This is a genomic window from Halomonas sp. SIMBA_159, assembly GCF_046536035.1.
GTDB lineage: Bacteria > Pseudomonadota > Gammaproteobacteria > Pseudomonadales > Halomonadaceae > Vreelandella > Vreelandella venusta_A.
Genome location: NZ_JAWJBT010000082.1, coordinates 1 through 549, shown reverse-complemented (window position 1 = coordinate 549; position 549 = coordinate 1). Strand labels below are relative to the sequence as shown.

1 protein-coding gene is annotated in these 549 nt (G+C 54.8%); it reads right to left on the bottom strand.

The features are described 5' to 3' along the window. Positions 1 to 495, bottom strand: a 495-nt coding sequence (locus tag R0J87_RS18445; protein ID WP_498887988.1) for an IS30 family transposase, incomplete at its 3' end; no start/stop codon positions are given. Positions 496 to 549 lie beyond the last annotated feature (54 nt).

Genomic DNA, 549 nt, shown 5'->3' with positions numbered 1-549 from the left:
AATGCTGACCATGTCAGGGATCTGTCCACGTCGATCCACTTCGCCACGGCGAGGCTTGCGTGTGGTTTTACCTTGTCGCAAGCAGTGAATCAGTTCCTTGCGAAGGTGGCCAACAGGCAAGGCATAAATGGCCGTGTAGATGGTCTCTCGGCAGACGTAGGCATCGCGCAAATCAGGTAGTTTCATCGTCTTGAGCTTGCCGCTAATTTGTTCGGGAGACAAGCGTCGCCGCAACATATGCACGATGAGATCAAACCGCTCGGTGCCTGGCAAAAGCTTACGCGCAGGACGACAGACCTCTCGACGCTTTTCTCGCTGACGTTGGGCGTACCGGGCGCAGTAACCGTTCTGGGCCATTTGGTTACGGCGTATTTCACGAGAGATGGTTGAAGGAGCTCGCCCCAGGAGCTGGGCAATATGCCGAAGGCTCATCCCTTGGGCTTGACCCACTTGGATGCTGGCACGTTCTTCAATACTGAGTTCGAGGTAAGACATGGGACAACACCTTAGCGAAATGCTCAGGTGTTGCACTCAGTTTCTGCGGCCAAG